This is a genomic window from Methanomicrobia archaeon, assembly GCA_011049045.1.
GTDB lineage: Archaea > Halobacteriota > Syntropharchaeia > Alkanophagales > Methanospirareceae > JACGMN01.
The window spans coordinates 26,675-43,535 of sequence record DSCO01000054.1; the positions used below are offsets into that span (position 1 = coordinate 26,675).

At 56.2% G+C, this 16,861-nt stretch carries 19 protein-coding genes; 8 read left to right on the top strand and 11 right to left on the bottom strand.

Features of this window, described 5'->3' with window-relative positions; translation table 11 throughout:
- Positions 1–170 precede the first annotated feature (170 nt).
- Positions 171–482 carry a hypothetical protein gene (locus ENN68_06915; GenBank protein HDS45803.1) on the top strand — a complete coding sequence of 104 codons (312 nt, stop codon included), beginning with the start codon at positions 171–173 and terminating at the stop codon, positions 480–482.
- A gap of 671 nt (positions 483–1,153) precedes the next feature.
- Positions 1,154–1,642 (top strand): IS110 family transposase, encoded by a 489-nt coding sequence (locus ENN68_06920; protein ID HDS45804.1) that lies wholly within the window; start codon positions 1,154–1,156, stop codon positions 1,640–1,642.
- A gap of 268 nt (positions 1,643–1,910) precedes the next feature.
- On the opposite strand, the gene ENN68_06925 is transcribed toward ENN68_06920, so the two are convergent.
- Positions 1,911–2,747, bottom strand: a complete 837-nt coding sequence (locus tag ENN68_06925; GenBank protein ID HDS45805.1) for a hypothetical protein — start codon at positions 2,745–2,747, stop codon at positions 1,911–1,913.
- A gap of 105 nt (positions 2,748–2,852) precedes the next feature.
- Here ENN68_06925 and ENN68_06930 point away from each other — a divergent pair, with 105 nt between their 5' ends.
- The gene (locus ENN68_06930; GenBank protein ID HDS45806.1) at positions 2,853–4,037 is read left to right on the top strand and encodes an NAD(P)/FAD-dependent oxidoreductase; all 1,185 of its coding nucleotides are present in this window, start codon (positions 2,853–2,855) and stop codon (positions 4,035–4,037) included.
- 76 nt (positions 4,038–4,113) lie between these two features.
- Positions 4,114–4,959, top strand: a complete 846-nt coding sequence (locus tag ENN68_06935; GenBank protein ID HDS45807.1) for a radical SAM protein — start codon at positions 4,114–4,116, stop codon at positions 4,957–4,959.
- Here ENN68_06935 and ENN68_06940 read toward each other — a convergent pair.
- The 3 genes from ENN68_06940 to pfdA form a co-directional block, all read right to left on the bottom strand.
- A complete protein-coding gene (locus ENN68_06940) occupies positions 4,937–6,058 on the bottom strand; it encodes a hypothetical protein (GenBank protein ID HDS45808.1) in 1,122 nt (373 codons plus the stop codon). The genes ENN68_06935 and ENN68_06940 overlap by 23 nt on opposite strands.
- Before the next feature lie 55 nt (positions 6,059–6,113).
- Positions 6,114–7,172, bottom strand: a complete 1,059-nt coding sequence (gene ftsY / locus ENN68_06945) for a signal recognition particle-docking protein FtsY (GenBank protein HDS45809.1) — start codon at positions 7,170–7,172, stop codon at positions 6,114–6,116.
- 82 nt (positions 7,173–7,254) lie between these two features.
- A complete protein-coding gene (gene pfdA / locus ENN68_06950; GenBank protein ID HDS45810.1) occupies positions 7,255–7,749 on the bottom strand; it encodes a prefoldin subunit alpha in 495 nt (164 codons plus the stop codon).
- Positions 7,750–7,873: 124 nt separating this feature from the next.
- Here pfdA and ENN68_06955 point away from each other — a divergent pair, with 124 nt between their 5' ends.
- Both ENN68_06955 and ENN68_06960 read left to right on the top strand, forming a co-directional pair.
- Positions 7,874–8,278 carry a DUF126 domain-containing protein gene (locus tag ENN68_06955; GenBank protein HDS45811.1) on the top strand — a complete coding sequence of 135 codons (405 nt, stop codon included), beginning with the start codon at positions 7,874–7,876 and terminating at the stop codon, positions 8,276–8,278.
- Positions 8,253–9,200: a 4-demethylwyosine synthase TYW1 gene (locus tag ENN68_06960; GenBank protein HDS45812.1), complete on the top strand. Its 948-nt coding sequence runs from the start codon at positions 8,253–8,255 to the stop codon at positions 9,198–9,200. Before ENN68_06955 ends, ENN68_06960 begins: the two co-directional genes overlap by 26 nt.
- A gap of 102 nt (positions 9,201–9,302) precedes the next feature.
- On the opposite strand, the gene ENN68_06965 is transcribed toward ENN68_06960, so the two are convergent.
- The 6 genes from ENN68_06965 to ENN68_06990 form a co-directional block, all read right to left on the bottom strand.
- Positions 9,303–9,476 (bottom strand): 50S ribosomal protein L24e, encoded by a 174-nt coding sequence (locus ENN68_06965; protein ID HDS45813.1) that lies wholly within the window; start codon positions 9,474–9,476, stop codon positions 9,303–9,305.
- Positions 9,477–9,484: 8 nt separating this feature from the next.
- Positions 9,485–9,697, bottom strand: a complete 213-nt coding sequence (locus ENN68_06970; protein ID HDS45814.1) for a 30S ribosomal protein S28e — start codon at positions 9,695–9,697, stop codon at positions 9,485–9,487.
- Between the two features lie 30 nt (positions 9,698–9,727).
- The gene (locus ENN68_06975; protein HDS45815.1) at positions 9,728–10,123 is read right to left on the bottom strand and encodes a 50S ribosomal protein L7ae; all 396 of its coding nucleotides are present in this window, start codon (positions 10,121–10,123) and stop codon (positions 9,728–9,730) included.
- 11 nt (positions 10,124–10,134) lie between these two features.
- Positions 10,135–11,352 (bottom strand): ORC1-type DNA replication protein, encoded by a 1,218-nt coding sequence (locus tag ENN68_06980; protein ID HDS45816.1) that lies wholly within the window; start codon positions 11,350–11,352, stop codon positions 10,135–10,137.
- A gap of 142 nt (positions 11,353–11,494) precedes the next feature.
- Positions 11,495–12,658, bottom strand: a complete 1,164-nt coding sequence (locus tag ENN68_06985; GenBank protein ID HDS45817.1) for a thiolase domain-containing protein — start codon at positions 12,656–12,658, stop codon at positions 11,495–11,497.
- Positions 12,659–12,674: 16 nt separating this feature from the next.
- Positions 12,675–13,712, bottom strand: a complete 1,038-nt coding sequence (locus ENN68_06990; GenBank protein ID HDS45818.1) for a hydroxymethylglutaryl-CoA synthase — start codon at positions 13,710–13,712, stop codon at positions 12,675–12,677.
- A gap of 48 nt (positions 13,713–13,760) precedes the next feature.
- Here ENN68_06990 and ENN68_06995 point away from each other — a divergent pair, with 48 nt between their 5' ends.
- Entirely contained in the window at positions 13,761–14,861 is a 1,101-nt protein-coding gene (locus tag ENN68_06995) for an aminoglycoside phosphotransferase family protein (GenBank protein ID HDS45819.1), read from the top strand.
- A 104-nt stretch (positions 14,862–14,965) separates the two neighbouring features.
- On the opposite strand, the gene ENN68_07000 is transcribed toward ENN68_06995, so the two are convergent.
- On the bottom strand, positions 14,966–15,901 hold the full coding sequence (locus ENN68_07000) for a hypothetical protein (GenBank protein ID HDS45820.1): 936 nt from the start codon (positions 15,899–15,901) through the stop codon (positions 14,966–14,968).
- A gap of 111 nt (positions 15,902–16,012) precedes the next feature.
- Between ENN68_07000 and ENN68_07005 the strand changes: the two genes are divergently transcribed.
- On the top strand, positions 16,013–16,852 hold the full coding sequence (locus ENN68_07005; GenBank protein HDS45821.1) for a methyltransferase domain-containing protein: 840 nt from the start codon (positions 16,013–16,015) through the stop codon (positions 16,850–16,852).
- The last annotated feature ends 9 nt before the right edge of the window (positions 16,853–16,861 follow it).

A 16,861-nucleotide genomic window follows, 5' to 3' on the forward strand; every position in this document is an offset into this window, starting at 1 on the left:
CGTACGTACGCGCGCGCACCCCCCCTCCCGCGTCCGCGCGTCCGCGCACCCGGCCGGTCGTTGCTCACGTCGAGCAACGTTTCCCTCCACCGGAAAAACAGCCGAAAGTTATTTATACTGCCTGCCTTTATTATAGTCAGTACCATGGGTCATGGAAGAGGTGTACTCAGATGGATGTAGACATTCGCACACAGGTGCCGGCGCCCGGCATAGGGGGATCTTCTGGTTCAGGTCGCGGACCGAAAGCACGACGGGGGAAATTGGAGATCATCGTCGATATCCTTAAGGTCTGCCTGGACGGCGCTCTTAAAACGGAGATCGTGTATCAGGCCAACCTCAATTTTAAGCGGGTCGATAAATATATCCCCTTCCTCGAAGCGAGGGGCCTCATCGAAAATACCGGCACGAGTTATTGGACCACTGATAAGGGCAAAGAGTTCTTGGACAACTATCACCACGTGAGAGAGCTGTTCCTCTCATAATACGATAAACAGAGAGATAGAGAGCGAGAGAATCAGGACCGGAAACCGCAATTCTTTGCCCGTTATCTTACACTAGCTACTACCTGGTACCTTCTAAAAAATCTTACCGGGCTTGCTCATACGGTCTCACTGTACGCCTCTGAGATTACGGTACGGCAAATCAATTCTCTACTCTACGTTGCTGCGTGTGTGTGGATGGCTGGCTTGAGGTCTGAATGAACCGGAGATACGAAGGCAACAGAGAGAGACGCAGCATCGGGTGACCGTAAACGTAGTCCCTGAACGCCGTATGTCCTGCGCGCGCAAACACGCGCTACACACATACACACCCGCCGGTACTTCGGCGCGAAAGGCCTCTGCCTGCCCGCTAGCTAGCTAGCTAGCTATCAGCGTATAATCGTTCGTGGGCAGGGTCGTTGCACCACCATCACCGTAACTGGAGCGGGGGTGGGGGGTATCAGTAAGTAACTGGCCGTAAAAAAGTCGCGCAACAGGATCGCGGCTATGAAGCGTCTGTCATTTAGCAAGCAGTGAGCAGCTATTGATGGATTGGATTGACCAGGCGGTATTGCTTATTCATGGTGGGCCTGAAAAGATAGTGGAATGGCGTCCGGGCGAGTCTTGTTCGAATCAGGACCTCCCTTAAGAATCGCGTGCATGCACTCTTAACTATGGAAAGAGTGCAGCCGCCAGCAGTGAGTGATCTCTTCGGGAAGAAAGGACGGGCGTTTCTGGAAACAGTCAGGATTAGAGAGTCGAGACGGTTGGCGTTGGATAATTATCTGAAGCTGCTGGATGAGCTGAATGAGCGGATTACCATGGTCGAACAGATCTTAGAAGAGAAGGCGGAGTTGACTGAGGAGGTGGGATGGTTGAGGACCATACCTGGCATCGGGCTCCATAACGCGGTGCTCATCCTGAGCGAACTGGGAGAGGTAGCCCAATTTTCCCGCCCTCAAGGGCTCGTCTGCTACGCAGGCCTGGCGCCAAAGGTAGCGCAATCGGGCGATCAGGTACGGTACGGCCATATCAACCGGCAGAGCAATGGTTTTATCCGGTGGGCATTGATCCAGAGCGCGTGGTCGGCAGTACTATCGTCCACGCCGAATAGATTCCAGCGGATCTATCTCGAAGAAGGTGAAGGCGAGAAGAGGCGCTAAAATAGCGATCGTGGCCACCGCGCGTCACCTTGCAGAGTCGGTGTATTGGGTATTAACGAAGCAGGAAGCTTATAAAGAAATTAAGGCACAAAGAGCCTCGTCTTCTCCCTGATCCTGCGAGGATCGTTAAATCGAGTGGAGGCCGCCGCTACGACGCGTAACCATGTGCCGAGAAAGACACGAAGGGTTAAGTATGAATAGAATCAGAACCATGGTAAGATAGGGTGGGATGTTTTTCAGAGAGGAGAAGTGCCGTTGTAATTTACTCTCACCCGTACATATATTCGTTCGACTCAGCACCGACACCCTCACCCCGGTACGCGGCTTTCGCCTTCTCTCGCTGCTCCCGCATCCGTGCCTCAAGCGCTTCGGCGCTCCGCTCGAACATCGCCTCGATCTCGGCCGTCTCCTCGATCACAACGCCCGAGAGCTGCTTGAACGCCTGCAGCGCACGGGCGCACGCTCGTAAGTCTTCGGGATACGTGCCCGCACCGAGAATCGCGTAGCTCTCGATCCCGAGCATCGCGGCCAAGCCCGGCAGCAGTCCCGTCTTCCTGATGATCGTGTACCGGCCGATGTTTCGGCGCGTCATCTTCCGCATGTTCTTCGGGATCTCCTTCTTCGAGCCTTCGAAACAGCCAATAAAAGCCGTTATTTCTCCGCCCGGCTTCTTGAACGGTTCTTGCTGCGGCAGGATGACCCCGATTGTGTAGAGCTCCTTAACGTTCAGCGCGCGTGCGAGTTGTGCCACACCTTCCGCCTGTTTATAGGCCGACTTCGGGATGTACTCGGTCTCCGGATACTTGCCGACATAGCAGAACAAACGCTTTTCTGCACTGTACCAGAGCTCATCGTGCGGGATCTCAAATTCATCGTCGCGTGCCTCGACCATGGGCGGGAAATCGTACGAGTAGATATGCCCGATCTCCTCGGCGTCGCTCAAGAGTTCCTTCAAATGGTACGGGATGACATTGCCCATCGGCGGGAAGCCGACGATCATGATCGTCTCGACGTTTTCGATCTTCGCTTTGAACTGCTTGGCATCGACGGCCCAATAATAGCTGAACTCATTGATCTCAAACCGCTCATGCTCGACGCTGCTCATGGCACTGCTTGCTTAATACTCTATACCCAAAGCAGCTATTTATATCCTGTAGATTGTAACAGTTCTTGGGTGACTCAATTCCCTGAAAGGACTACCATCGCGATGATTGAGGAGAGATACGACGTTGTTGTCGTTGGCGCAGGCCCTGCCGGAAGTCTCACGGCAAAGACCGCCGCGGAACGCGGCCTGGACGTCCTGCTGCTCGAGCGGAACCAGGAGATCGGGGTGCCCGTGAAGTGCGCGGAAGGCGTGAACAAGGCGATCGAGCAGTTCATTACGCCCGATAAGAAGTGGATCTGCGCGGAGGTGAAAGGCGCATACATCTACGCGCCTGACGGCACCCCGGTGGTAATGTCGGGCGAGAAGATGGAGGAGGTGGGCTACGTGCTCGAGCGGCGCATCTTCGACAAGGTGCTGGCACACGAAGCGGCGCGTGCCGGGGCTGAGGTGCGCGTGAAAACCGCAGCTTACGGGCTCATCACTGAGGACGGCTGTGCGCGGGGCGTGGTCATTCGCTCTATGGCCGCGGGTGAGACGAGACGCATTTACGCGAAGGTCGTGGTAGGTGCCGACGGTGTGGAATCGCGCGTCGGCTGCTGGGCAGGCCTGAATACCCGGCTGCGACCCGCGGATATGGACGTCTGCGCCGAGTACCTCATGTGCGACATCGAGATCAACAAGGATCATTCGGAGTTCTTCCTCGGTAACGAGATCGCGCCCAACGGCTACGCCTGGGTATTCCCGAAGGGTGAAGATACCGCGAACGTGGGTCTGGGCATCGGCGGCGATCGCTCTGGTGAGGGGCACCATGCGATTGATTATCTGCGCGCTTTTGTCCAGCGGAAATTTCCCCACGGCAAGATCCTCGCGGAGATCTGCGGCGCGGTGCCGGTCTGCGGTCCGATACGTGAGAGCGTAACGGACGGACTCGTGCTGGTGGGTGATGCGGCCTGGCACGTCAATCCGCTTACCGGGGGTGGCATCATCTACGCAATGCGCGCGGGCACGATCGCTGGCGACGTGATTGCGCATGCGGTACAGGAGAACGACGTCTCCAAGACGCGCTTGCTAGAGTATGATAAGCGATGGCGTAAGGAGTTTGGGAAGCGGTTACATACCGGCTTGAAGGCAAAGGAGTTCTTCTTTACGCTCTCCGATGCTGACCTCAACGCCCTGGCTCAGTCCCTGCAGGGCGTTGCGATACCGGAGCTCTCGACCTGGGGGCTCTTGATGGAACTCGTGCGACGGAATCCCCGTATGCTCGCGGGACTGGCGAAGGCGCTCTTGTAACCTATTCCCGAAGAAAACGCAACTCAGGCTTATTCGCCTGGGTGCCTGTTAGCTAGCTATATGCTATATATACCACATGATAAAAACGGGTATCAGACACGTCCCCTTCATCACCCTGTCCGAGCTGAAACCGCGCGTCTGGATCACGCTCTCCGGCTGTAACTTCCGCTGCCGGGGCTGTTTCAGCTTGGCACGCGAGCCCATCGGGGAGCCGATGACCGCTGAGCAGGTGGTGGCTCTGGTGAAGAGCGCGGCACACCGGTATTATGGCGATACGCAGCTTGAAGAAGCAGTAATCACCGGTGGCGAACCGACGCTGGATCGCGAGTATCTCGTGGCGTTGCTCGCGCAGCTGCACGAAGTTGTACGAGAGATCGTGCTCGATACACATGGCTATTTCCTGGATGATGCGTACCTGCAGGAGCTGATCGAGGCGGGATTGAGCGAGGTCATGTTCGATCTTAAAGCCTTTGATGAGCAATTGCACGAGTGGTACACCGGGTACTCAAACCGGAAGATACTGGAGAATATCCGCACTGCGTACGGCAAGGTGAAGCTCGTGGTGAATACCGTTTACCTACCGGGCATCGTCGATGATCGCGAAATAGAGCGGATCGCAGGATTCCTCGCAACACTCGAGGCTGACGAGCCGATCGATTTCCGTATCAATCGGTTCAGGGCAGAGTTGAGCCGCGAGCCGATCGCACGGAATCCTTATCCCGTGGAGATCGCGCGCGCATATGCGATCGCAGCCCGTGTTCTGGGAAATCCCGCGATTGGCAAGAGCTGCGTGCGCGAACGGGTAATCGGCGAGAAGCGGGGGTGGATCACTGTCTTCCCGGACGGCACTACAAGGCGGCGAACGCTGGATACCTACCGTGCGGAAAATGCAGCCCTACTTACGATTCAGGACGAGGTCTGACTTGTGAGCCCACCGCAGTCTCATCCTGTTTCAGTGCCCGTGGCAACTCCTTTAGCTCATCAACACCCAGTCGCTCTACGAGGTCCGAGAGTAATCTCTGCTCGTAATTCGCATAGCCTACCCTACCCGGAACGACGAGGGCTATCTTGCGATCTTTGAGCTTGGGATACGCGTTTGCGAACACATTGTTCATATCACCGAGCCATTTGGGGGTCTCCTCGAGGACGAAGAGAACCGGATAGTCCTTCCAGTCCAGTATGTCAAAGCTCGATAACTGGTCGGTCACGGCGACGTAGAGCTTATCCTTCCCCACAATCATGTTGCTCGTGAAGAAGAACGAGGTGTCATCCACGTCGAACCCGCTGAAATACCCCACGGTGTCTTCGAACTCCTCCGCCGACATGCCCGCCTGCGTCGCCAGATTGGTACGGTAATCGCGTATTCCTCGTCTCGCATCGGCGACCTGCTCCTTGAGCATCTTTTCCAGCTGCGTCACCATCGGCGAGGCCGCGAGTTGCTCCTGCTTCCAGGCGTAAAACCGCTGTTTCACGGGCTCGAGATCCGACTCACTCAGGAACAGCGCCAGGAATTCAGTATCGCGCCGTTTTCCGTAGAGCGCTGAGCGCTCTTTGATGAACTGCTCTTCCACCCGCCGGAACGCAGATGAAGAGAATATGCTCGAGAGATCTCTGCGAAGGAGTTCGTATTGCGAGAACCCACAGATGCCGAGCTTACCGATCTTCACGAGCAGTTCGAGCATCTTGAGCGCCGCGAGATCACCCTCTGCCAGGGCGCGCTCGAGAAAGTGCTGGAGATCTCCCGGCTGGGGGGCGTACGCCGCGATGGTTTCGTTAAAAATGTCCTCGTAGCCAGAGAGGCAGAGGTATTCGTCGTTCGCACCCACCTTTAGGATCTCCCAGCGCTTCAGCACCCGTAAGGGATCCCTGCAGTCCTTTCCCGTAAGCGCCGTAAAGTTCTTCGCTAGCGATTCCTCTGTCGTATAGCTCTTCAGGACCGCGAAGAGCCCCAACAGGGTCCGTATATCCTCATCCGTCTCAGCCAACCGTACCAGGGTATCTTTAAACTCATCAGGAAACATCTCTCGTCTTTCACCTCGTCTCCATGCTTATCCTTTATTCTATCTGTTTGTTCGTTTAGCCGGCGGTTCGGTTCTCACCTAATAACCGATCCACGAGCCATTCCGCATCAAATCTCTTTAAATCGTCATACGCCTGTCCAATGCCCAGGAAGAGTATGGGCTTTGCGGTCGCATGAGCGATAGAGATCGCCGCGCCACCTTTGGCATCCACATCTACTTTCGTTAACATGCCAGCATCGATCCCCACGGCCTCGTCAAACTTCTTCGCACGTTCAACCGCGTCATTACCGGCGACCGCCTCGTCGACAAAGATCACGAGATCCGGCTTGGTCACGCGACAGATCTTCTTCAACTGCTCCATCAGATCCACCGAGGTGTGCATCCTGCCCGCGGTATCTGAGAGCACGATCTCACTGCCGTGCGCGCGCGCATAGTTCATCGCATCATAGACGACCGCAGCGGGGTCTGCACCATACTGATGCTTGATCACCTTGATGCCCAGGTTTGCCGCGTGCGTCTCGATCTGCTCAGTCGCGCCTGCACGGTACGTGTCGGCAGAGGCAAATATGACCGAATAGCCGGCATCAAGTAGTTTCTTCGCCATCTTCGCGATGCTCGTCGTCTTTCCCGTGCCATTCACCCCGACGAACACGATATTAACGGGCTTTTCATGTGCAGCCACAAACTCGTCAAAATCAAAGGGGTTATCCGCAGTAAAGATCTTCAACATAGCGTTCTTAATGGCATCCTTCACCAATTCCTCGGTGTTCTCACGCCATTTCTTATGCTCGCCGACCAGTTCACGCTTCACTCCTGCAACGATCGCCTCCGCCACGGAGAGAGCAACGTCGCTCTCCAGGAGCGCGTTTTCCAGCTCTTTGAGCGGTGCCTCCAGGTCTTTCTCGTCCAAGATCGTTTCGCGTTCGATGAACGCACGGCCTCGCTCCGTGATCGTCGTCTTCGAGCTTGTGTGAGGCACGCGCTTTTCCTCAGGTGTTGGCTTTGGCGCTCCTGCCTCCGCACGCTCCTGGTCTTCCCGCTCACTTTTCTCCTTTATTTTCTCTACCACCGTCTCCCGGAACTCGGTGAGCTTCTTCCTCAGTCGATCGAACATTTTGTCTCTCTGAATGAACTCGTTCGTGCCCTTCCCCTGCGGGCGAAGTAACTGAACTGGCGATAGGTTACGCTAGGCTCTGCTACGCCGGGCGTGCTCCGCGCGGGCCGGCTTCCGATTGTGCTGCGAGCTCTTGCAATCGTTTCTGTAACCGTTGCGCCTCCTGATCCAGCCGCTGTAAAAGCTCGTTCATCTCACGCTGAGAATTCTCCAGCTCCGTCTTCTTCCCGGCTAAGTATGCGATTGAAGATTCAGGGTCTCGCTCGGCACTGATGCCGCCACCAATCATCAAGATGATCTTCTCAGGACTGCTGAGCGTGACGTAAATAGACGAATTAGCACCGATGGGCACGAGTAGCTCGCTGCCCGGTTTCATTTCCTTCAACTGTTTGATCGTCTCGATCGCCTTTTCGTGCTCAACAATCGCTTGCCGAACGAAGAGTAACTCCTGCGTCGTTTGCTCGGCCTGCGCTTGGTATTGCCGCAGTTGCACGAGCAGCGATTGCAATTCCGCCTGCTGCGCACGCTCTTTTTCCGTTATTCCTCTCCCGCTCTCATCCATAATTATCGCCTTCAAGTAACTATTCGGCTCTTATCCTTATAAAATCCTAATTGGTCTCTATACAGAACAGAAGCGCTCATCAGGAGAAAGCGAGGACATGCCCGTGCGTATGACCGGCGAAGAGTCGCAGGGTGGAGTGCTGAAACTCCAGGGCAGGAGCATCTCACGAGGAATCGCGAGCGGGAAGGCGTTGATCTCGCAGCACAAGATCTCATTCCTGGGCGGTGTCGATCCGCTCACGGGCATTATCGTTGATCAATCGGTAGATATCTGCGGGGAGAGCATCGTGAATCGTGTGCTGATCTTCCCGGGTGGTAAGGGCTCAACCGTTGGCTCATACGTCATTTACCAGCTCAAGCAGCACGGAAAGGCTCCCGCTGCAATGGTCACGCGTTCTGCGGGGACGATTGTCGCAGCGGGCGCAATTATTGCGGAGATTCCGGTCGTTGACTCACTTGAGCGTGATCCGATCGAAGGCGACGTGATAACAAATGGTATGGAGGTGCTCGTGAATGGCGATGAGGGCTATATCGAAGTACGCTGAGGGAGCACTGCTCACCCTGGAACGGCAGGGTTACCACTTCGTCGGTACGCACCAGCATAGCGCGGTGAAAACGTGTCTCTGGCTACGGAAATCGCTACGCGGTGAGGGTAACTGTTACAAAGGTAAATTCTACGGGATTCGTGCGCATCGATGCGTCCAGATGACGCCCTCCATCTTCTGTAACCAGCGGTGTGTTCATTGCTGGCGACCCCTTGAAGCCGTTACCGTCGATCGCGATGAGGTGGCGGTGATCTGGGATCCGCCCGAGGAGATCGTTGAAGCGTGCTTACAGGAGCAGCAGCGGCTTATATCTGGCTTCAAGGGCTCGGCAAAGACCAGCGGCGAGCTGTTTGAAGAAGCGATGAACCCCAAGCATGTGGCGATCTCGCTCATCGGTGAGCCGACGCTCTACCCACAGTTGACGGAGCTGATCGAGCAGTTTAAGGCGCGTGGTATGACGACCTTTCTGGTAACTAACGGTACGAAGCCTGAGATGATCCGCTCGATTCGTCCCTATCAGTTGTACCTCTCGTTAAACGCGCCTGACGAGTCCACGTACCAGAAAACGGCGCACGCTCACTTATGGCACCAGGTCCTGGACTCCCTGGAGGTAATGCATCAGTTAAAGGGGCAAACGAGGCGCGTTATTCGGATTACCTGTATCGCGGGTATGAACATGCTCAATCCGGCAGGCTACGCGGCACTGGTGGGTCGCGCCAGTCCCGACTTCATCGAGGTGAAGGCCTATATGCATCTCGGGTATTCGCGGAAGCGGCTAACCCGGGCTGCAATGCCCCCGCATGCGCGTGTGCGCGCATTTGCGGCAGCAATTGCGGACGAATTGGCGACGGTCGGGTATCCCTACACCGTGGCCGATGAATCCGAGATCAGCCGGGTGGTTCTTCTCGCCGCCCAGCCGTGAAATCGTTGAGGTGGTATGGCGGACAAGCGCCCCACGTTACCGCGAAAAGATCGTTTCAAGGAGTAAAGAAGCTTAAAAATGGACGGTGGCAGGTCTCATCAATCAATCCTTGGCACTCGCCGCCCACTTCAACTTCCTGCTCTTCCGGCGCAGCTTGAGCATATTCCGCTCGCATTTGGAGCTGCAGAAATACAGGACGGTGCCGTCGCGCCGCACGAACATCTTCCCGGTTCCGTGCGCGAGCCGTGTATCACAGAACGAGCATCGCTGTTCCATCTGTTCTGTTACCTCCGTGTTAGTTTCCGTACCTCGCGCGCCGTCTCCACCAGCATCAAGATATCACCGACGCGTATGGGTCCAATGCAATTCCGCGTAATTATTCGCCCTCTATTATCGCCTTCCAGTATCTTGCATTTCACCTGAACGGATTCGCCATGCATACCGGTGCGGCCAACGATTTCTACGATCTCGGCAGGTGTCCCTTTCTCTTCGCTCATTTCCTCTGTATGGTCGGTTACTCTTTCGACTTACCCTTTCAGCGTCTTCAATTCCTCTGCAATCTTGCTGATCGCCTCATCCGCTTTTCCGGGGTCCACGATGGCAACAGAGGCGCAGCCTTTGTTGATGCCGCAAGCAGAGCCGAGATCTTTCTGATTCTTCACGTACAGGTACGGAACGCCCTTCTCTTCACAGAGCGGAGGCAGATGCATGACTATCTCGGCTGGCGTTATGTCCTCGCTGATCAGCACTAACTTTGCCAGACCACGCTCGATCGTCTTCGTCGATTCGTTGGTGCCTTTCTTCACCGATCCTGTAGCTCTCGCCAGTTCTACTGCCTCCAGTGCTTTGGTCTGTAACTCCTCTGGTACCTCGAACTTGAGATGTCCGGACACCGATTTTCCCTTTCCTTCTTTATCGCCCATCTTTCATCCCCCTAAAATGTTGTCTGCTTCCCTACTCTTATAGAAGATATGGCTTTAAGTTTATAGTCTTCTTGAAGCACTGGCTGCACGCACTCCTCAGGTATGCTGAGCGAGATCTCCTTGGTCCTGCCGTACCTGCCCTTGCTCACGATCACGGCATTGATCAGCCCGAGGATGTCGAGTTCGGAGACGAAATCGGTGACCCGGCGCTGCGTCAGCGGATCCATGTCCAGCTGATTGCAGACGCGATGGTACATAGCATACACTTCACCGCTCGAGAACCGCCGTTTGTTCCGTTCTTTGCACAGCAAGTACACACTGCTGAGTACTATCTTCGATTGGAGTGGCAAGGTCTTGACCACCTCCGTCACACGGTTCATCTCCAGCCTCTCACTCGCTTGCCGCACGTGCTCCTCAGTCACCGTCCGCGTGCCCAAGCGTTCAGCAATCTCGCCTGAAAGCCGGAGGAGATCGAGCGCACGTCGCGCATCACCATGCTCGGATGCGGCAAGCGCGGCACAGAGCGGAATCACGGCACACTCGAGCACATCAGGATAAAAAGCCCTACCCGCACGCGCGTAGAGGATATCTTTCAACTGCTCGGCATTGTACGGCGGGAATATGACCTCTTCCTCGCCCAATGACGATTTTACTCGCGGATCGAGGAGATCAGTGAAGGTTAGATCGTTCGAGATCCCGATGAGGCTCACCCGAGCGTTATCGAGCTCGCCGTTGATCCGGGAGAGGTTGTAGAGCGCTTCGTCGCCCTTGCTCGCCAATTTGTCGACCTCATCGAGAGTGATGATGACGCGCCGCTCTTCAGCATCGAGCGCGGTCTTGAATTCCGAGTAGACCATGTCCGTCGGCCACCCGATCATCGGAACCCGTTTATTGAAGATCCGGGCAAGATAGGCGAAGACCCGGTACTGCGTATCGAAGACCTCGCTGTTGATATAAAGGATCGAGCACTTGGCACCGGTTTTCTGCGCCATGGCCTCCAGTTCCTTACTCACATATTTGACCGTGGAGGTTTTGCCGGTCCCGGTTTTCCCGAAGATAAGGATGTTCGAGGGTGTCTCACCCTTTAAGGCCGAGGAGAGGACGTCGGCGAGCGCCTTGATCTGCTCCCAGCGGTGCGGAAGCCGTTCGGGAATATAGGTCGCGCGAAGCACTTCCTTGTTGGCAAATACCCCTCCGTCGTTTATCAGGTCTTCGAACAGATTCTCCATGGTATCCCTGAGCTCGCCCCCAGTCTCGGGGAGCTGAGACTAGCAACTTATACAAGGCTACTCTATATATAGTGAACTCTGATGGATATTGCTCGAAATTTTTTTCCTTGCCATCGCGGCAAAGCGGTGCTACCCGTGGAACTCAGCGGGTTAAGATGTGGACGATCGCCGTTCCTCCGGTTCCGCCGATATTGTGCGTGAGAGCGACCTCCGCACCCTGCACCTGCCGCTTTCCCGCCTCGCCCCTTAGCTGCTGCGTTATTTCCGCGATCTGCCGTATACCCGTTGCGCCCAGTGGGTGACCGCAGGCTTTCAGCCCGCCAGACGGATTTATGGGTATTCGTCCACCTAACGCGGTCTCCCCTGCTTCGGTCGCATTGCCACCTTCGCCCTTCTTTACGAAACCCAAATCCTCTATCGCGATTAACTCGGCGATAGTATAGGAGTCATGGACCTCGGCGAGGTCAATCTGTGAGGGTTGCAGAGACGCCTGCTGGTACGCATTCTTGGCCGCCGTGACCGTGGCATCCATCGTGATGAGATCGCGGCGGTCGTGGAGCGAGATGGTATCACTCGCCTGGGTGGATGCCTTAACATAGATGGGGGAATCGGTATACTGCCGTGCCTTCTCCGCGGCACAGACCACGACCGCGGACGCGCCATCCGCGATACTGGAGCAATCGAGCATACGAAGTGGATCGGCGACGAGCGGCGACGTGAGTACGCTTTCGAGGCTTATTTCTCGCCGATATTGTGCTATCGGGTTATGGACGGCGTTCGCATGATTCTTGACCGCCACCTGAGCCATCTGTTCCGCAGTGGTATTGTAACGCGTCATGTGCAGCCGCGCCATTTGCGCGAAGAGCGAAGGCAGGGTCGCGCCGTAGATCACTTCCCATTTACGATCCACTGAAGATGCAAGCAGCTCTTCCACGCTATCCGATCCCACGTCGGTCATCTTCTCGACGCCCGCGGCGATCACGAGGTCGTACCAGCCGGAGGCTATAGACAGTACCGCCAGATGCATCGCCAGCGCACCGGACGCGCATGCGGCTTCTGCACGGGTAGCGGCGATATGCAGTCGTGCGAGGCCTGCATAATCGGCAATCAGCGCACCTATGTGCTCTTGCTCGATGAACCGACCCGCCGACATGTTCCCGCCGTAGAGCGCCTGGATCTCCTCACCGCTGATGCCCGCATCCTCGATCGCCCGGAGCCCTGCCTCGACCGCGAGGTCACGGAAGGAGCGCTCCCAGAGCTCGCCAAAGAGCGTCGTTCCTGCACCGATTATTGCTACCTCTCGCATTCTTTCCCTTCCTCACTCACATCCGTATCTTTCCTTGATGTTTCGCGTACGCGGCGTAATTGAGATATTTCTTGAAGAGGATGAATGACTCGACCTTCGGCGCCTGCTCGCGCAGTGCGTCGATCCGATCAGTGACGCGGAAGGCGAAGGAGTCAGAGCCGGCACCGGAGCCGAATGAGGTTAATAAGATGCGCTGCCCCGGAGTCGCCTGGTCGAAGGTCGCGGCAAGTCCGATCAGCGAGGACGCGGAATAGGTATTCCCGAAATGCGTGACCATCAGCCCGGGCTTCAGCTGCGCGGTATTGAACCCGAGCGACTTCGCGGCCTTGAGCGGGAATTTCCCGTTCGGCTGATGGAAGACGGCGAAGTCGAAATCGTCCGGTTTGAAGCCCGCCTTCTCCATGAGTAACTGGGATGCGGAGATCGTATGCCGGAAGTACGCAGGCTCCCCGGTGAATCGGCCACTGTGCGCAGGGTACTTCTGGAGGTCGCGGCGCCAGAAGTCCGGTGTGTCGGAGGTGAAAGATGCATACTCTTCAATCTCAGCGACCACCTCCTCCTGCCCGATGATATAGGCCGCACCACCCGCACCTGCGGAGTACTCGAGCGCATCGCCGGGGCTCGATTGCGAGACGTCAGCCCCGATGGCGAGACCGTAGGTGATCTTATCGAGTGAAACGAGCCCCATAGCGGCCTGTATAGCCGCCGTTCCCGCTTTACATGCGAATTCGAAGTCGGCCGCGGTGATCGCGGGTGACGCGCCGATTGCGGCGGCAACGATAGTGGCCGTGGGCTTGACGGCATACGGATGGCTCTCCGAGCCCACATAGATCGCCCCGATCTTTGTGGGATCGAGGTTCGCGCGCCTGATAGCGGCTCGAGCAGCCTCAATCGCAATGGTAGCGGTATCCTCGTCGAGGTCGGGCACGGACTTCTCCTCCACGAGCAATCCGGCCTTAATATTCGCGGAGTTCTCGCCCCACTGGCTCGCTATATCATCCACCCGTATCCGGTAATAGGGTACATAGACGCCGTAAGAGACCACCCCTATCATGGAATATAGATTTAAGGGGGCAGATAATAAAGGTTACCTTTGAGGCCGATGGATGATGCGATAAGCGCGTATCTGGAGCTCACATTTGGGCCATCAGTAAAACTCCTCAGCGTCAAAAGTCTGGGCCTGGAGGCGAAGACCGAACAAGAAGCGGATCGTGAGATCAAGGGCTTCGGTTATGGTCGGCCGTACTTAGTCACGTTCGAGACCGGCTCGGGAGAGCGGCGGGAAGTGGTGCTCTCCACGATGAAAGGCGATGCGTTCGGCCACGACCATTTCGCAGACCGTGCAGGCATCCTACTCTGGCAGCATCACGCGTTCAATACCTTGCCAAAGCATGTCCGATCGCTTGATGTGGGCTATGTCGCAAGGGACGGCAGTATGGTCTCGGCCAGCGATGCGGATGAGTTCTTCATGGTCTGTGAGATGGTAGAGGGTGTTGAATATGTCCACGATCTGAACCGGTTAAAGGCGGGTGCGACGCTGTGTGAGCTTGACCGTGAGCGAGTGGCTGAGCTGGCCTCCTATCTGACGGAGATTCACGCTCTTAAGAGCTATGAGTCGCACCTGTACGTGCGTCGGCTCAGGGAGCTGGTGGGCCATAGCGAGTGCATCTTTGGACTGACGGACAGCTATCCGCCCGGAAATCAATTCATTACGGGGAAAGATCTGAGCGAGCTGGAGAAGCAGTGCATCGACTGGCGCTGGAAGCTGAAAGAGCGAACGAAGCGGTTATGTCAAGTGCATGGCGATTTTCATCCGTGGAATGTCTTATTCCGCGAAGGGACGGATTTCACGGTGCTTGACCGAAGCAGGGGCGAGTGGGGCGAAGCAGCGGACGATGTCTCCTCGATGGCCATCAATTACCTGTTCTTTGGACTGCTCAAGACGGATGGTACGGTCCTTGATACTGATTTTAAAAGCTTGTTCGAGCTGTTCTTCGCTACGTATCTCGAGAAGACGGGCGATTACGAATTGTTACGGGTAATCCAACCATTCTTCGCATTCCGTGGGCTCGTGATCGCGTCACCGGTGTGGTATCCGGATATATCACAGGAAACACGGAGGAAATTGTTTAACTTCATCAGGAACGTGCTCGACGCGGAGAAGTTCGAGTATCTGGATGTTGCGCAGTATTTGGAAGGCTAAAGTGGTCTTCCCGGTGCTGCCCAGCCCGGGCGATCCGCGTCGTTCGCTTTAATAGCTTCACCATTATATCATCGCGGTCATAGCTCGCGAAATCCACAGCACACCTAGTAGATCACCATCAACACCAGCAGGATCACAAAGAATCGCGTCACCATGCTTATCAGATACAGGATGACCGTGAACTTCACGCCAAGCTTGCCAAACAACGAGGTATACAGCGGGAGGCTGTATTTCAGATAGGTGACCGAGATGGTCATCAAGCTGCCAACGAGCAGCGTCAATATGGCTTGCTCTGCCGTCACCACTCCCTTGGTGAGCAGCGAGGCCACAATCGCGTAACCTGCGGAGAAATGCGCTAATTCTGCCACGATCGCGGTGATCACCTCACCCGGCAAGTTCAGCACCTGTAAAGCCGGGGTGAAGAAGACACTGATCCGCTCCATGAGCCCGAATACAAAGAGTAGCTCGACGATCAAAAACGCAACGACCATGAAGGGCAGGACCTTCAACAAGGTGCTCGCCGATTTCTTCACCGCGATCCTCAGCCGCTCCTGCTGTGTCCGCTCAGCAGTTTCCGTAACGATCTGCTCATCCGCTCTACACGCCTGACGCGGAAACCTGAATCGCGCGTAGATGAGCGCGCCGAGCGATTGGAGAAATGCGGCGAGGAGATTGAGCGCGACGTAGATGCCTCCGACCACCGGACCCAGGAGCACGAGTGCAACCGGCGCGTGCGCCCTGAAGAGTGACTCGCCAACCACGGTCGGAAACGTGCTCATCACCAGCGTCACGATTGTTTGCCGCTCACCGATCTTCCCCTGCTGATAGAAGCCTGCTAAGACTGACTTACCCGCCATCGGATCGAGAAACGCCGCAAAGAGCGAGATCGCGCCCTCTCTGGGCAGGTTCGAGGCACGACAGAGCGGTCGCACGAGCGGCGATAACTTCCGCAGCGCGTCGCTCTCCAGCACCACATTCGCCGCGACTACGCCCACCGTAACAAGGGCAGCAACTCGGAGAAGGTAAAAGGCGGTGTCCATCGTTCATGTCAAATGGTACGGAGGTCAAAGAAAAAGGTCTCAGTCTTCATATCCCCGCACGATCTAACAAAGATACTGGTGAGAGAAGAGCCTTAGATAGAGAGCACTACCATGCGGTCAAAGCAGCGGGAAGCTCAGCCGAATACCGCGCAGCGTGCGTATGTCCACGGGTATTCGGAGCGCGAGCTGATCCGCTTGTACGATCAGGCTAATACGCTAGCACCGCTCTTGCACCGTGACACGGTCTATCCGTCCGGGAGCGCGGTTCTTGAGGTTGGCTGCGGTGTCGGTGCACAAACGGTCCATCTGGCACGAAACAGCCCCGAGGCGCAGTTCACGGCCATTGACATTTCTGAAACCGCTCTCCTCAAAGCGCGGGCACTGCTTGAGGATGCGGAGCTCCCGAACGTCAGGCTTCTCCAGGCTGATCTCTTCGCGCTGCCCTTCTCTTCTGATCGGTTTGACCATATCTTCATCTGTTTTGTGCTTGAGCACCTGCAGGAGCCGCTGGCTGCATTGGCATGCTTAAAACGCGTGCTCAAACCTGGTGGTTCGATCACGGTGATCGAGGGCGATCACGGGTCGGCCTATTTCTATCCCCGGAGTGATGCAGCGCTCCACACCATTCGGTGCCTGATCGAGATCCAGGCGCGATTGAACGGCAATGCACTGATCGGTCGAGCACTCTTTCCGCTCCTCACCTGGGCGGGGTTCACCAACGTTCAGGTGGATCCCCGGATGGTCTACGTGGATTCGAGCAAGCCGCACCTGGTGGCGGGCTTCACCAGGAACACCTTTATCGCGATGGTGGCGGGCGTTCGTGACCAGGCGCTCACCGCAAATCTGATTGACGCAGAGACGTGGACGCGCGGAATCGTCGACCTCTACCGGACAACAGAGCGTGATGGTACCTTCTGTTACACCTTCTTTAAAGCAACAGCCGTCAAGTAGTGATCGAGT

What these genes read in the sequence shown, in the direction of transcription:
- ENN68_06915 (HDS45803.1), top strand. Translation starts at nt 171, where the DNA reads ATGGATGTAGACATTCGCACACAGGTGCCGGCGCCCGGCATAGGGGGA.
- ENN68_06920 (HDS45804.1), top strand. Translation starts at nt 1,154, where the DNA reads ATGGAAAGAGTGCAGCCGCCAGCAGTGAGTGATCTCTTCGGGAAGAAA.
- ENN68_06925 (HDS45805.1), bottom strand. Translation starts at nt 2,747, where the DNA reads ATGAGCAGCGTCGAGCATGAGCGGTTTGAGATCAATGAGTTCAGCTAT.
- ENN68_06935 (HDS45807.1), top strand. Translation starts at nt 4,114, where the DNA reads ATGATAAAAACGGGTATCAGACACGTCCCCTTCATCACCCTGTCCGAG.
- ENN68_06940 (HDS45808.1), bottom strand. Translation starts at nt 6,058, where the DNA reads ATGTTTCCTGATGAGTTTAAAGATACCCTGGTACGGTTGGCTGAGACG.
- ftsY (HDS45809.1), bottom strand. Translation starts at nt 7,172, where the DNA reads ATGTTCGATCGACTGAGGAAGAAGCTCACCGAGTTCCGGGAGACGGTG.
- ENN68_06960 (HDS45812.1), top strand. Translation starts at nt 8,253, where the DNA reads ATGAGGGCTATATCGAAGTACGCTGAGGGAGCACTGCTCACCCTGGAA.
- ENN68_06965 (HDS45813.1), bottom strand. Translation starts at nt 9,476, where the DNA reads ATGGAACAGCGATGCTCGTTCTGTGATACACGGCTCGCGCACGGAACC.
- ENN68_06970 (HDS45814.1), bottom strand. Translation starts at nt 9,697, where the DNA reads ATGAGCGAAGAGAAAGGGACACCTGCCGAGATCGTAGAAATCGTTGGC.
- ENN68_06975 (HDS45815.1), bottom strand. Translation starts at nt 10,123, where the DNA reads ATGGGCGATAAAGAAGGAAAGGGAAAATCGGTGTCCGGACATCTCAAG.
- ENN68_06980 (HDS45816.1), bottom strand. Translation starts at nt 11,352, where the DNA reads ATGGAGAATCTGTTCGAAGACCTGATAAACGACGGAGGGGTATTTGCC.
- ENN68_06985 (HDS45817.1), bottom strand. Translation starts at nt 12,658, where the DNA reads ATGCGAGAGGTAGCAATAATCGGTGCAGGAACGACGCTCTTTGGCGAG.
- ENN68_06990 (HDS45818.1), bottom strand. Translation starts at nt 13,712, where the DNA reads ATGATAGGGGTGGTCTCTTACGGCGTCTATGTACCCTATTACCGGATA.
- ENN68_06995 (HDS45819.1), top strand. Translation starts at nt 13,761, where the DNA reads ATGGATGATGCGATAAGCGCGTATCTGGAGCTCACATTTGGGCCATCA.
- ENN68_07000 (HDS45820.1), bottom strand. Translation starts at nt 15,901, where the DNA reads ATGGACACCGCCTTTTACCTTCTCCGAGTTGCTGCCCTTGTTACGGTG.
- ENN68_07005 (HDS45821.1), top strand. Translation starts at nt 16,013, where the DNA reads ATGCGGTCAAAGCAGCGGGAAGCTCAGCCGAATACCGCGCAGCGTGCG.